At 53.3% G+C, this 13,047-nt stretch carries 8 protein-coding genes and 1 tRNA gene; 3 read left to right on the top strand and 6 right to left on the bottom strand.

The window, feature by feature from the left end; genetic code table 11:
- Nucleotides 1–270 precede the first annotated feature (270 nt).
- The 3 genes from IPI63_RS07835 to IPI63_RS07845 form a co-directional block, all read right to left on the bottom strand.
- Complete coding sequence (locus IPI63_RS07835) at nt 271–1,500, bottom strand: hypothetical protein (RefSeq protein ID WP_292477809.1); 1,230 nt, start codon at nt 1,498–1,500, stop codon at nt 271–273.
- 380 nt (nt 1,501–1,880) lie between these two features.
- A tRNA-Leu gene (locus IPI63_RS07840) sits at nt 1,881–1,964 on the bottom strand.
- A 242-nt stretch (nt 1,965–2,206) separates the two neighbouring features.
- Entirely contained in the window at nt 2,207–2,806 is a 600-nt protein-coding gene (locus IPI63_RS07845) for a hypothetical protein (protein ID WP_292477811.1), read from the bottom strand.
- Between the two features lie 112 nt (nt 2,807–2,918).
- On the opposite strand from IPI63_RS07845, the gene IPI63_RS07850 reads away from it, so the two are divergent.
- From IPI63_RS07850 to IPI63_RS07860, 3 genes are all read left to right on the top strand, one after another.
- Entirely contained in the window at nt 2,919–3,374 is a 456-nt protein-coding gene (locus IPI63_RS07850) for a DUF123 domain-containing protein (RefSeq protein ID WP_214064688.1), read from the top strand.
- 235 nt (nt 3,375–3,609) lie between these two features.
- Nucleotides 3,610–6,345 (top strand): hypothetical protein, encoded by a 2,736-nt coding sequence (locus IPI63_RS07855; RefSeq protein WP_292477812.1) that lies wholly within the window; start codon nt 3,610–3,612, stop codon nt 6,343–6,345.
- The gene (locus IPI63_RS07860; protein WP_292477814.1) at nt 6,306–7,493 is read left to right on the top strand and encodes a hypothetical protein; all 1,188 of its coding nucleotides are present in this window, start codon (nt 6,306–6,308) and stop codon (nt 7,491–7,493) included. Before IPI63_RS07855 ends, IPI63_RS07860 begins: the two co-directional genes overlap by 40 nt.
- A gap of 74 nt (nt 7,494–7,567) precedes the next feature.
- On the opposite strand, the gene IPI63_RS07865 is transcribed toward IPI63_RS07860, so the two are convergent.
- The 3 genes from IPI63_RS07865 to IPI63_RS07875 form a co-directional block, all read right to left on the bottom strand.
- Nucleotides 7,568–7,924, bottom strand: a complete 357-nt coding sequence (locus IPI63_RS07865) for a hypothetical protein (protein WP_292477815.1) — start codon at nt 7,922–7,924, stop codon at nt 7,568–7,570.
- A gap of 185 nt (nt 7,925–8,109) precedes the next feature.
- Nucleotides 8,110–9,003 carry a pyridoxal 5'-phosphate synthase lyase subunit PdxS gene (gene pdxS, locus IPI63_RS07870; RefSeq protein ID WP_214064691.1) on the bottom strand — a complete coding sequence of 298 codons (894 nt, stop codon included), beginning with the start codon at nt 9,001–9,003 and terminating at the stop codon, nt 8,110–8,112.
- Nucleotides 9,004–9,174: 171 nt separating this feature from the next.
- Nucleotides 9,175–12,813, bottom strand: a complete 3,639-nt coding sequence (locus tag IPI63_RS07875; RefSeq protein ID WP_292477817.1) for a biopolymer transporter Tol — start codon at nt 12,811–12,813, stop codon at nt 9,175–9,177.
- Between the last annotated feature and the right edge of the window lie 234 nt (nt 12,814–13,047).

Below are 13,047 nucleotides of genomic sequence, written 5' to 3' on the forward strand. Positions count from 1 at the left end.
AACAGTGAACTGGTGCGGATCCAGGCCTCATACCAATCTCCGTTCAAGATGAGCCTAGTTAATATGGAGTTCTCTTCTCATGCTATCTATTATGGATAAATAGCTGTTGGTGTATTGGAGGAGATTCGCAAATCCTCCTGGCAGAATGATCATCGGCCGCCTGATTGCAGCAATGAATGGCATCTGGCTGATGCGCCAGGGCGCAGAGGAGAGTTGGGCCTCTCTTTTTTTTTTAAAAAAAAAAATATGCCCAAGATGATCGGGCATCGATTAGCGATAGGGTATGACTGCTCCGTAGACGGTTGTGCCCGGGGGGACATTGATGATCTTGTGCACCCCTCTCTCAAAGTAAATCTCCCTCGGGTAGTTGTTCTCGCCATCGAAGACCCTGATGAGGTGGTTCATGCCGCCCACCACCTTGAACTTGAAGATGCCATCCAGAGGGTCGCCACCAGTTCCTTCTTTGCCGATGAAGACCTCATCTACATAGACGTCATAGCCCTTCATGGTGGTCTGGATGGTCACCGGGGTATCGCCTGTAGAGAGGGCAGGCACGGGGGCTGCAGCAACTGGAGCAGCGTGGGCTGAGCCCGCTGGTTTGGGCTGGGGATATGTTGCTGCGATCTGTTGTTGGCTGGTGGTGCCGCCGGCTGCAGCAGTCTGCTGAGCAGTTGCGCTATAGCTCTGCATGCCGCCGCCTGGGGCGGAAACTCCTGTGGGCATCTGCACTGGCTGTGTCGCCTGTGCCATTTGAGTGGCCTGGGTGGCAGAGGGCAGGGGAGGATTGGTGGATGGCGGCATATCAGCCATCATTGGCGTCTGCTGGGCGGGAGGGGCCTGGCTGATCACATCGATGATGATGGCATTGCTGGGCTGGTTGTTGAGAACGAAGAGGATGATGTGCCTGCCCACCTCATCCGCCCGGAAGTTCAGGCTGTTGTATCCCGGGAAGATGTCAAGGCGCTTGCTGGTGATGTTGAGGGTGTTGTTCTGAAGGATCCAGTAGTAGTCCGCCTGGCCGCCCACAGGGGCAAAGGCGATGAACTCCACCCCGGACCCAGCAGGAACTATGACATATTGGGACCAATCAGCACCTTTACGAATCCAGAGCTCATTTCCCCTATTGGAGGCCACTGCCGACTGATACTGAGCGTATGCGATCTCCTGGCCGCTGCCCAGGTATATCCTGGTGGGAGCAACCTGAGCCACATCGATCCTCACTGGAGTGAAGGTCTTGACCACCGGTATGGTGCTCTCCATATAGAACTCGGAGAAGAAGGTGGTGGCTGCGCTGACATCCTCGAACTCCGGGCCAAACCAATAGCTTTCTCCGCTCATCATGCCATTTGTGCCCAATCCAAAGAGGCTCTTGACGAATTCCTCATCGAAGGCAGTCTGGGTGATCTCCATGGACTGCGATATGGATATATCATATCCTGCTGCCATTCCCAGGCCAGCGGTCAGGGCCAAGAGGCACAGGCATAAGCAATTGAATCTCAACTATCACACCTCAATGATTCTGACAGGAATTGTATCTATTTAGACTTAAGTCTTGTATCGGCCTCATCTGAACATCATGGAAGTGAATATCTCTTCTGTTTAAGCTCAATAGCCATCTTTGCAGCCTTCTGCTTTATCTTCAAAACCTTCTCATCGATGCATTCAGGCCCGTTGCGGTTAATTTTATAGTTACTATTATACTCATACTATCCCTTATTTTTTATATCAAAACATCATTATTTTTACGTTATTTAAATGTTTGTATTTATATAACTAAGTGGTTTATGCCGCGATGTAAACGACGGGTTTGGTCAAGTGCCTGCTGCGTTAACGGCATAATAAGCAGTCTAAGGCTAAATCAATATCCAGCATGGGTTTAATGCGGGGTACGGGATTCGAACCCGTGAACTCCTTCGAGACAGGATCTTAAGTCCTGCGCCTTTGGCCGGCTTGGCAAACCCCGCAACCATTTAAGGCCGCTTATAGTCGGGGATGATGGATAAATAGTTTCCCGAATGCCTTGTGTGCAGTCGCAAATGGCCTTGAAAAAAGATAAATAGCTATTTAAAGGCGAAGAAGAGGCCTTTTGAGCCTCTCTTTGTCGCTATCGCCATCGGAATAGGCTATAAGCCAGAGGCTTGTGGCCCATGCCGTGCTTGCAATCTCTTATTCGCCGTCTTCAGTTGTTGCTGATCGTTCATCTCGTTCATGCCGGAGGCAGAACCTGGGCATTTGCAGCAGCCACAGCCTCACCCTTCACTATCCTCAGGCTGTTGATCAGGTTCATGGTCACATCCTCTGGATAGGTTGAGGTTATGCCTACACGTGTTGTGCCCACGGAGACCGGCCCGCAATCGCACTGCACGCTGTCCAGCCAGTAGACTGCCTCATAACGGTTGAGATCGGCGGGGACCATGGTGTTGAAGGATGCTGGAATGGCACTGATTACATATCCCTCTTTCCCGTCTATGATGATGTCATCCAGACTGGTTACATTATACCCGCTGAATGCAGCGGCCATAATGGAAATTTGCTTTTGGGGCGCAAGTGTTGCATCTACTAATTCATTGAACTGATTTATTATCACATTCGCTCCAGTGGTGTTGTCAGTGGATATCTGCAGGAGGTATATTGTGGCAGATTCCATAACTTGCGGCTTCTGTTCAGTTACCGTATAACCCAGGTTGGTATTCAAATCGAAAGTGATGCCATACGGCCCAAGCTGGCTGCTCTCTGGCGCAGACATGGCCAGAGAGGATAGCATCAGCACCAAAGCAACTGCTAGTACTATTCTCACTCTATTCACCTGACCATCTCTTGCCTTTCATCCTAGAAAAGTCTTGCTTTGATATAGATCTCGTATCAGCCCTCCAAAAGAGCATTAGGATCAAATGAGGGTAATGGGGAAGGGATTCATAATGAGATATGGCTGTGATGAGCCGGGGATCTACACCATCATCCTCTTCCTGGAGAAGGGGAGGAGGATTGGCATCGGATCGCTGGGCACCATCGATTTCGCCCCTGGATACTATGCCTATACCGGCTCTGCCCGGGGGCCGGGGGGATGCAAGAGGGTGGACCGCCATGTAGAGATACTTGAGGGCAGTAGAGCTACCCGCAGATGGCATATCGACTACCTTCTCTGCAAAACTGGTTTGGTTGAGGTGTTCATAACCAGGACAAGCCGGGATCTGGAATGCAGCATAGCGAAGGCCGTAGGAGAGCATCTCAGTCCTGTCGCGGGCTTCGGCTGCAGCGACTGCAACTGCATCAGCCATCTTTATTATGGCGATGATCTGGAGAGGACGAGGGAGGCTGTATCTATCGCCCATTCTCAGGCAGCATCAATGGCTTTGGTGCCCTCGCGAGAATGATCGGGGGAGAGGGCCGATTATAGATTGGATGCAGGTTCTGCCGATATTGATATATCTTCTGTGCTATATGTCAGAAAGTATGCCTGCATCGCCTTTCTCGCTCAAACATCCGAAACGCATTTATAGATCGAAATATAAAAATCGCTCAAAAGGGAAATAATCATAATAAATTAGCCAGGAACGAAGGCCGCGGTCTATTGAAGGGATAGGTCCGGCTGGTGAAGGGAGTAGTTGAATGAGGAGGGGGAGCTCCAGGCTCAGACTACCTCGGGGGAAGCGTAGTCTAAAGGCAAGCCCTGTGCTCATGGGCACCGCCATATTTCTGCTAATTCTAGTCCCGGCTGTATTCTATCTGTTCACCGGAGAGGACTCCCAATCATCCCCTTCATCCTCCGACCAGAATTCAGGGATTGGGCCCTCATCTGCCCAAAGCCGTCCCTCTGAGCCTGTGCTCAGGGTTGCCTCCTCAGATGTATCCCTGCTGGCGGTGGTCAACTCCAGCCCGGATCTCTCTTTGGTCTATCTGGAAAACAACGGCATCACTAAGCTTCATAGAATTAAGGTGAAGGGACGGGACAGATCCCTTGGCACCCTCTCCGAGCTTGACCCTGGGGAGAAGAAGGTCCTGTCAATAGGCGGCAGGGCAGAGAAGGTGGGTGTCTTCGCTCTAGACCCAACCGGCCTGGAGATTCAGGGGCGGGTCCTGTACAACAGCACAGGAGAGGGGCAGAACGAACCAGAGGATGCCCTGAACAAAGAGCCGATAGAAGAGATGGCCTTGCTTCCCATGTCCATTCCTGCAGGAGGAGCTATTCCAGCGGAAGCTCCAGCCCCCGCCCCCCCTGCTGTAGAAGCACCAGTGGCAGAAGAGCCCATCCGCCCGCCAGGCCAGAACTCCAGCTCAGCCTCTCTGTCCCTTAACCTATCAGTCAATAGATCGGCCGGGCTGGCAGGAGAGGCGGTAAGCTTCCAGTGCCTGGCCAGGAACACTGGCAAGGATGAGCTATCCGATGTTCTCATCACCTGTGGGGGCAAGATCGCCTCCACCAGGTTCCTCACACCAGATAAGGAGCTTCAGCTGGATGGAGTTCTGCTGATCGAGAACAACACCAGGCTACTGGCCGAGGCCCGTGCCAAAGATGGCCGGGGCAATATCCATGCCAATAACAGCAGCCTTGATATCCGCATGATCTCCCCGAAGATCGACCTTCTGCTCAGAGCCCCGGAGCTTGTTCACCGAGGGGAGAACGCCTCCATACTGATCCAGATCTCCAACAGCGGGGAAGATAGCCTCACTGACCTCAAGGTGGATGACAGATGGGGGGAGGTGGCCCGGATCCCCGTCCTGGCGGCAGGAGAGGTCAGGACGGTGCATGGGAACAGGACAATTCTGCACACACTGCCCTATGAGGTTGTTGTATCCGCCCAAGACGAGATGGGTGGACAGCTCTATGCCCGCCAGAGCCAGATGATTGCTGTGATGAACTCCTCTCTAGAGATCAAGAGCGAGAGAATGGAGGTGGCCTCATATCCCGGGGAGCCGGCAGAGGTGACCTGGATCCTGAGCAACACCGGCCAGGAGACTCTGTTCGATGTCACTTTGCAGGGGGATGAGACAGACTGCATTCTGCCCGTAATGCTTCCGAATGGATCAGTGCGAATGGCCGCCATCTACAACAAGAATGCCACCACCATGATCAATGTCACCGCCCGGGGGGTAGACAGCCGCGGCTTTGAGACCACCGCCAATGGTAGTGTGTTGCTGAAGAGCATCCAGCCAGGCATCAGCCTGAAGATCATGCCCGAGAGGGTCGAGGCCGTTTCAGGAGATGCAGCCCCCATCAACTGTCTGGTCACCAACTCTGGCCAGGATAGACTGGAGGGCGTGGTCCTCACCCTGGATGGCGCAATGCTCATCTCCCTGGGCGACCTCGAACCGGGAGAGTTCAGAGTGGTGGAGGCAAGCCCGATCATCCAGGAGAATGGAACACTGCAATTTGCTGTGGCAGGAAAGGATTCCCTGGGCAGGACCTGGTCTGACAGAATGGCAGTTGAGGCGAATACAGTCATAACGGCAGTCAAGGTATTTGCCAGTGCTTCGCCTTCTGCACTGGCCCCTGGTGGCACCAGCAACATCACCTGCACTGTGGCCAATACAGGCAGTGTGCCCCTTTATAGCATCTTCGTAATCAGCAAAAATACAGGCCCCTTGGGGAGCATTGACTTCCTCTCTCCCAAGCACCAGAAGACGATCACTGCAAAGAAGACGATCAGCAGTGGAGGAGAAGATACCATAACTGCTGAGGGCTTCACCATGGATAGAGAGTCGGTGCGGGGAGAATACCACCTGAGCCTGGTCCTGATCGAGGGCTCATCTGTTGAAAGCAGCAGCAAAGCACAGGACGATTATCCTGAATACAGCATAAAGATGGTCCGATCAAACATCAGCTATGGGAATCTGAGCCTGCCCTTCAATCTGCCAGAAGAGGAGTCGACCATCACCCAGGTCTCGGGAACGATGGCCAGGGACATCGATCAAACCGCCCGAAGGTCCAACAACGTCGTGGTGGAGGGGGTCTCAAACCTCCTTCGCTATGTGGAAAATCTCCTGGGCCTCTCTGGTGGAGGGGGAGATGATAAGGATTTGAGGGGTGATAAAGGGGCAGAGGATTGTGAGGATTTGAGGGGTGATAAAGGGGCAGGGGATGGTGAGGATTTGGGGGGTGATAAAGGGGCGAGGGATTTTGAGGATTTGAGGGGTGATAGAGGGGCAAGGGATTTTGAGGATTTAAGGGGTGATAGAGGGGCGAGGGATGTTGAGGATTTGAGGGGTGATAAAGGGGCAGAGGATTTTGAGGATTTGAGGGGTGATAAAGGGGCGAGGGATTTTGAGGATTTAAGGGGTGATAGAGGGGCGAGGATGTTGAGGATTTGGGGGGTGATAAAAGGGCAGGGGATGTTGAGGATTTGAGGGGTGATAAAGGGGCAAGGGATGTTGAGGATTTGGGGGGTGATAAAGGGGCAAGGGATGGTGAGGAGGTGGGAGGTATTAAAGAAATGGGAGATGCCAAGGAGGCGAGAGATCATCTTATTGTGGATGATGGAACCTCCAACCTCAGCTCCACCGGCAGGATCGAACCGATCCCAATGCCCTCGATCAAGCCTGAATCCAGGGAAAGGAATCTATCCGGCTCAGAGAACTATGAATTGAGCATTGAGGGAGTGAAGAACTCAGAGCACGGGGTGATTTCTATACTGGATGTTAACGCCCAGCCCCGTCAGCCGGCTGCAGGGGAGGATGTTGTAGTCACAGTCCATATAAAGAGCCAAACTCCAATAGAGGATGCCTCTGTGAAGTACGGCCTCTCTGATTCCCCTCTGACCAGGCAGAGCATGATGAGAGTTAATCGAGTCTACGAGACCGGACTGGCCATTGAGACGGGGGACGAGACAGATGGATACTGGAGCGGCACCATACCGGGCAGAGCAGCGGGCACCTACATGCCACTATCCATCTGGATAACCGATGGATCGAACACGGCGGAAGGCGGGCCCTACCTGATTCACTGGAGCACAGTCAATACTGCTTCCGATGGGAAGAGAGGGGAGAGCACCACGGCTTCTCTGGAAAAGAGGCTATTCATTGAGTCCACATCGGTGAAAGGAGAGGGGGAGGTCTCAATAAAGGACAACTTCAATGGAGCGGCCATGCACTACAACGATAGGATGATGGGCAATGGATCGATATCCATGGAGACCCTGAGAAGCATTGATAGAAGATCATCTATGGACAACTTCACTGAGACCAAGGATCTGGTCTTCACTGGTGGCAGCCTGAAAGGGCACAAGACAGTCGAATCGCCGCGATTCGATGGAGGCATGGGTGCATCGGTCAGCGAGAGGTACAATCTGAGCCATGTGGATCGATCGGAGAGCTCCAGCGTCTCCAGTGCAGGCTATGCCAACAACTCCCTTAACTTCAAGACCGAGCAGGCCTTCAATGGAACATGGAATATTCAGACCAATTACGCCAGGCTATTCAAGAGGGTTAAGGCAGATCAGCAGTACAAAGGCTCCTTCCAGACGGAGAAGGATATACAGTTCCAGGACAACAGGTAGAAGAGGAGATCAGGGCTGATGATCGGGCTGGATGATCTGGCTTGGGTACTGAGGCCGGATGATCGGATCGGATTTTAACCCCGTCTGGCTCTTGCAGCCTCTCTCCAGACCTCGTCGTAGCCGTCCAGAGATTCGATCTGATCGTGAATATCTATGCGGCGCTGAACCTCGGCCGCACGCAGCTTATGCTCCATAAAAAGCCGCATCAGCTCCTGGCTCTCTTCCCGCAGGCTCTCTGCCTCCTGCCAGAAGCTCTCTGCCAGTTTGTCGCTCACCGGCCGGGTCTCCACTGACTTCCGGCGCAGCTCGATCTCCATCTGACGAAGGGCTTCGTACTTCTCCCTCTCTTTCCTGGCCAGAGCCTGGAGATCCGCTACCTCTTCTGCCATATCCTCTATGCTTCTGGCCACCAGATCCTTATCCGAGAACATATCACGCCCCCAGCATCTTCAGAAGGGACATCATCCTGCATTAGGCATCATCCTGCAGAACAGGTCCCCTATTTCATGCATCGCTTAGCCTCTCTTCACCTTGCTGCTCAGCCGGCGAGGATCTCTTCTGCAGGGCCTCAAGCCCCAGGACTACAAGATCCTCGCCGGTCGCGCTCGCCAGATTCTTACCAGCCTCTCGTCTGCAGGGCTTCAGCCTCGGGAATGCTCGCCGCCTCCAGCCCCTTCATAGCCGCTCCCAGACCCTTTGAGAGCTCTGCTAGGCGAGCCGGATCATCATAATGATGAACAGCATTCACTATTGCCCTGGCCATCGCCTCCGGACATTCGGACTTGAATATTCCTGAGCCCACGAAGACCCCGTCAGCCCCAAGCTGCATCATAAGGGCAGCATCGGCGGGGGTAGCCACTCCACCAGCTGCGAAGTTGACCACTGGAAGGCGTTGCATCTGGGCACACTCTCTGACCAGATCCAAATCGGCCTCTATCTCCCTGGCCACCTTCAGCAGCTGAAGATCGTCCATCCCCTTCAGGCTCCTGATCTGACCCAGGATCATCCTCATATGCAAGACCGCCTGGCTTACATCTCCAGTTCCTGCTTCGCCCTTGGTCCTGATCATGGCCGCACCCTCTTTGATCCGCCGGCAGGCCTCACCCAGGTTCCTGGCGCCGCAGACGAAAGGAACATTGAACCTGGCCTTCTCGATATGGAAATCGTCTGCAGGGGTCAAGACCTCTGACTCGTCCACCATATCTACGCCCAAAGCTTCCAGTATCTGGGCCTCGACGAAGTGACCGATCCTGGCCTTTGCCATGACCGGGATGGTCACCGCCTCTATGATCTCCTCTATGATCAGGGGGTCTGCCATCCTGGCCACCCCGCCCATCTTCCTGATATCGGCGGGAACGGCATGCAAAGCCATTACGGCTACAGCACCTGCTTTTTCTGCTATTATGGCCTGTTCAGGAGTTGTGACATCCATGATCACCCCCCCTCTCTGAATCTCAGCGAAACCGCGCTTTAGCAGTTCCGTACCAAATCGAAGATTTTCAAGTTCCATGAATTGCCCCAAATATTCTTAAGGGGATAGCTAAACACCGAGAATAAATAAACTTTGCCCCGACGGACTGCGATATCTCTTGAAAAAATGAGATGAAAAGAGGGGCGGGTCGGGGAGGGAAAAAAGCCATAAAAGATTGAGGAAGAGGGGGACAGACCCCTGCATCCCCGCTTATGGCATATAGTTTTCGTAGATGTATATATCCCAGTCCCCATTGCGATCATCCGCCCAGACTATCCTTGAGCTGCTTATGCGCGGATCTGTCTGATTGCCAGGATCGGTGCAGATGGGCATCTCCTTTTCTGCATTCAGGTCGTAGACATAGATATCCCATTCTCCATTGCGCTTATCCTGCCATACGATGACACCATCCTCGACATCGGGATTGATCTGATCGGCTGAATCAGTGGTTATCTGCATCTCCTTGCTGGTGTTCAGATCGAGGGCATATATATCCCAGTCTCCATTGCGGTTGTCCTGCCAGACCACAGTGCGGCCGTCAGTGGACGGATTGATCTGATCGGCGGGATCGGTCACAATAGGTACTGGATCCTTGTCCTGTCCCTGCTTCCAAAGGAGGATATCCCAGCTTCCAGCCTTATTGTTCTGGAAGACCACATAATCCCCTCCTGCCCGGGCATTGATGCCGCTGGGAGGTGACTTAGGGGCAACTTCCTTCTCATATAGCGGCCGGGAGTAGACCATCCAGCCAAAGTATGTCTTTCTCAAATAGGCCAGATAATTCTCGCTCAGGGAGATGGGGGTGACATTCTCCAGGCCATAGACCAGCTCAGTCGAGTTGTCTATGGATACATCAAACGTCCTGATGCACCAGTAGTCCTCTATCTTATATTGATTATCAGGGTTTCTGGCCACCCAGGCGATGATGCTTCCTTTGATATCCGGATACATATCCTCATAGGGGCTGGCAGCGAGGGGCAGCTCCAGCTCTTGAGCCAGGCTGTAGACGTAGACATCAGGATCACCAGTGCGGTTGTCCATCCAGGCCACATAGTAGCCCACCTGATCGTTTCCGCCCACCACCGGATGGCTTTGGTCTCCGGGGGCCTTGCAGATGACGCTGGTCTGGCCAGCAGCCACTGCCATTGACCTTGGCTTGCCGCTGTAGGTATTGATCCATACCAGCTTCCTGTCCATGCTTGGCTTGGCCTGGCCTGGACCGGCCTGGACCAGCTCATCCTTCCAGCTGGAGAGATCCAGCTTTCTTATGGCTGTATCCTCGCCCGAACCGTCCACATAGGCGATGTAATTGCCCCATACCGCCGGGCTGCTCTGCTCTCCCTCCCGCGGATAGCTCTTGCCCCATTTCTTGTCCCAGAAGTAATAGGAGATATCCCCTGTCGAAGAATCCTGCCAGGCGATGGTGTTTCCAGATATATCCGGATAGAGCTGATCGCCATCCCCAGTGAGCTTGGTCTCAGTTCCATTTATCAGGTCCTTTACATATATATCCCAGTCTCCATTGCGGTTGTCCTGCCAGACCACCAGATCGCCGCTGATGACGGGATACATCTGTTGCCCCGCTCCCTTGTAGATGGGGGTGACCTTGTCCGTGGACAGATCCTTCATATAGATGTCCCAGTTGCCGCTGGAGTTATCCTGCCAGACCACCAGATTCCCGGATATGGAGGGCCATGTCTGATCGCCCTTGCCGGTGGCCACGGCAGACTCGATGCCAGTGGCGATGTTCGTCATATAAATGTCTGAATCTCCGCTCCGGTAGTCGGAGTAGACCACTATATCCCCAGAGCACTTGGGATAGAGCTGGTCGTAATCCCCTTTGGTTATGGGCCTCTCCGAGCGGGTGAAGAAGTCAAAGCCATAGATATTCCAGTTGCCCCTCCGGTTATCGCTCCATACCAGAAGGCTGCCGTTGGTGTTTGGATAGTCTGCCTCCAAGAGAAGAAGGGGATCGGAGTTGATGTACCTCATCTTGATCTGGGAGTGGCCGTCGCTGTTATCCATCCACACTATCCTGTTTCCGCTTATGATCCTGCTGGAGAGGTAGGGTTTGACCTGATATGGATCGCCCTTGCCGTCATTAGGAGTCTGCTGATTGGGAAGAGTGGCAACAGCTACCTCTACCCCCTTTCTCAGGTCGTACAGATAGATATCTGAGTCCCCCTGCCGGACGTCAAGCCAGGCCACATAATTCCCATGGACCACTGGATTACCCTGATGAGCGGGGTTGATCACCACCGCCCTCTCTGTTTTGGTGGTCAGGTCATAGGCATATATATCCCAGTTCCCGTTTCTGCCGTCAGCCCAGACCACAGTGTTGCCTGAGATCCAGGGTTGAGCCTGACGGGCCGGGTTGGTGCAGATGGCGCTCTCCTCGCCTGTGGTGAGGTTGAGCAGATACAGATCCCATTTATCCTCCCCGCTGCGAGAATCGATCCAGACGATTCTGTCTTTATCTATCACCGGGGAGAGCTTCATGGACTGGATAGTGGTGACCTGCCTTTCCTGGCCGGTAGTGATATTATAAAGGTAGATCTGCTCGCTTCCTGAGCGGGAATCGATCCAGATGATGCTGTCGTCATCGATCATCCCGTAGCGGTGGTCGGATTGATCGGTGGTCACCTGCTTTCTCTCTTTTGTCCTCAGATTATAGAGAAATATCTGCAGACTTCCCTGGCTCTGGTCCGTCCAGATCAGGTTATCGTTGCTGATATCAGGGCTGCTATGATCGAAGCTCTCCTTGGTTATCTGCGTCTCCTCATTGGTAGTGGTGTTGAAGAGAAAGACATTGAAGTTGCCGTCCCTGTTGTCTGTCCAGACGATATTGTCCCCGGAGATCGAGGGATTGGTGTGATTGAAGGGACCGCTGGTTATGGATATGTCAGCCATTATCTCGAAGTCGAACATCTGGATGTCCGGATCGATGCTTCCCTTCCGGTAATCAGTCCAGACCACACCCCGTTTGCTGATTGCCGGCTCCATCTTGATGCTGCCTGGTGCAAGAGTGGAATCTGCGCCAGTCTCGATATCATAGAGGTTTATGTCTGTGTGATTGTTGAGATAGGCGATATAGCGGCCGTAGATCTTGGGATCGGTCTGCATGCCGGGTTTGTTTATAGTGCCCTCCTTGCCGGTTGCCAGGTCCTTGAAGGCGATGTTGGACTCGCCGGTGCGGTTGTCTGCCCAGACCACAATATCCCCGCTGACCGATGGGAACGACTGGTCACCGGGGCCGGTAGAGACGGCAGCCTCTTTGCCTGAGGAGATATCATATGAATAGACATCGAAGTCGCCAGAGCGCTTGTCCATCCAGACTATCCGGTCACCGCTGATCCTGGGCCTGATCTGCTCGCCGTTCGCAGAGGATACCACCACCTCATTCCCGGTGGATAGATCCAGGAGGCGTATCTGATAAGTTCCCGTGCGATCGTCTGCCCAGACCACTCTATTGCCGCTGATGTCCGGCTGGGTCTGGTTGCCCTCTGCAGTGGTGACTGCAGACTCAGTCTTATTGATGACGTCATACATATAGATGTCTGCGTTCCCAGAGCGCATATCCTGCCAGACGATGCGCTCGCCGGAGACGGCAGGGCTGATCTGGAAGAAGGGATCGATGCAAACCCATCTCTCCAGGCCGGTCTCCAGATCGTACATGAATATGTCATAATTTCCGCTCCTGTTGTCTGACCAGGCCACAATATGCCCATCCAGTGCAGGCTGCATCTGCTCTCCTGCAATTATGGCTATGGGGCGTTCCTTTCCAAACTCCACCCCGCTGGCCATTCCTGCCAAGAGGAGAGCTATTATCATGATAGAAAGCCTAATCATCCTGTGCATCTCATCACTTCTCACAACTTCTCATCACTTCTCACAACTTCTCATCACTTCTCGCAACTTCTCATCACTTCTCGCAACTTCTCATCACTTCTCGCAACTTCTCGTTACTTCTCATCGCTCTATGATCTTTATTATCCATCATCTGCGATCTATTCTACGATCATCTGCGATCTATTCTACGATCATCTGCGATCTATTCTACGATCTCTTTTCTCGCTTGATGGC

Source organism: Methanothrix sp. (assembly GCF_016706325.1).
Classification (GTDB): domain Archaea; phylum Halobacteriota; class Methanosarcinia; order Methanotrichales; family Methanotrichaceae; genus Methanothrix.

Coding starts and splice junctions, on each gene's coding strand:
- IPI63_RS07850 (WP_214064688.1), top strand. CDS start 2,919: ATGAGATATGGCTGTGATGAGCCGGGGATCTACACCATCATCCTCTTC.
- IPI63_RS07855 (WP_292477812.1), top strand. CDS start 3,610: ATGAGGAGGGGGAGCTCCAGGCTCAGACTACCTCGGGGGAAGCGTAGT.
- IPI63_RS07865 (WP_292477815.1), bottom strand. CDS start 7,924: ATGTTCTCGGATAAGGATCTGGTGGCCAGAAGCATAGAGGATATGGCA.
- pdxS (WP_214064691.1), bottom strand. CDS start 9,003: ATGGAACTTGAAAATCTTCGATTTGGTACGGAACTGCTAAAGCGCGGT.
- IPI63_RS07875 (WP_292477817.1), bottom strand. CDS start 12,813: ATGATTAGGCTTTCTATCATGATAATAGCTCTCCTCTTGGCAGGAATG.